Source organism: Mycobacterium sp. E3298 (assembly GCF_001666895.1).
GTDB lineage: Bacteria > Actinomycetota > Actinomycetes > Mycobacteriales > Mycobacteriaceae > Mycobacterium.
Genome location: NZ_LZJB01000272.1, coordinates 1 through 659, shown reverse-complemented (window position 1 = coordinate 659; position 659 = coordinate 1). Strand labels below are relative to the sequence as shown.

Below are 659 nucleotides of genomic sequence, written 5' to 3'. Positions count from 1 at the left end.
CGCCGCCGCCCTGGGGGAGCTGCCCGATCGAGGCCGGCGCATCGTCGTCGTCGGCCTCTTCCTGCTGTCCGGCGCGGTGATCCTGCTGTGCGCCAAGCCGTTCGCCGACAACTTGGTCGCCGCGGGCACCGAGCTGGGCATCGATCGTTTCCTGCTGGTCCAGTGGCTCGCCCCGCTGGCCTCCGAAGCGCCGGAGTTCATCGTCGCCACCATCTTCGCCGCCCGGGGCAAGGGCACGGCGGCCATCGCCACCCTGATCTCCTCGAAGGTCAACCAGTGGACGTTGCTGATCGGATCGCTGCCGATTGCCCACCTCCTCGGCGGCGGCGGCTTCGCACTGCAGCTCGACCCGCGCCAGGTGGAGGAAGTGCTGCTGACGGCGACCCAGACCATGATGGGCGTGGCGCTGTTGTTGGCGCTGCGGTTCAACCGCGCCGCGGCGTGCACGCTGCTCGGCTTGTTCGTCGTGCAGTTCCCGATCGCCTCGACGCATGGCCGGCTGCTGCTCTGCGCCGTGTACACCGTGGTGGCCGTCGTCGCGCTGATCCGCTACCGCCGTCACCTGGCCGCCACCCTGCGGGCGCCGTTCTTCGGGACGGCAATCCGGCACACCGGTCACCCGCACCATCCGGGGCCAGACGCCTAGTCGCGGCCCTAGC

General features: G+C 70.6%; 1 protein-coding gene. It reads left to right on the top strand.

Annotation, left to right across the window (positions count from 1 at the left end; genetic code table 11):
• Positions 1-646: sodium/calcium exchanger protein (locus tag A9X05_RS12790; protein ID WP_368664927.1), on the top strand; the 646-nt coding region annotated here is incomplete at its 5' end.
• Positions 647-659: the final 13 nt, after the last annotated feature.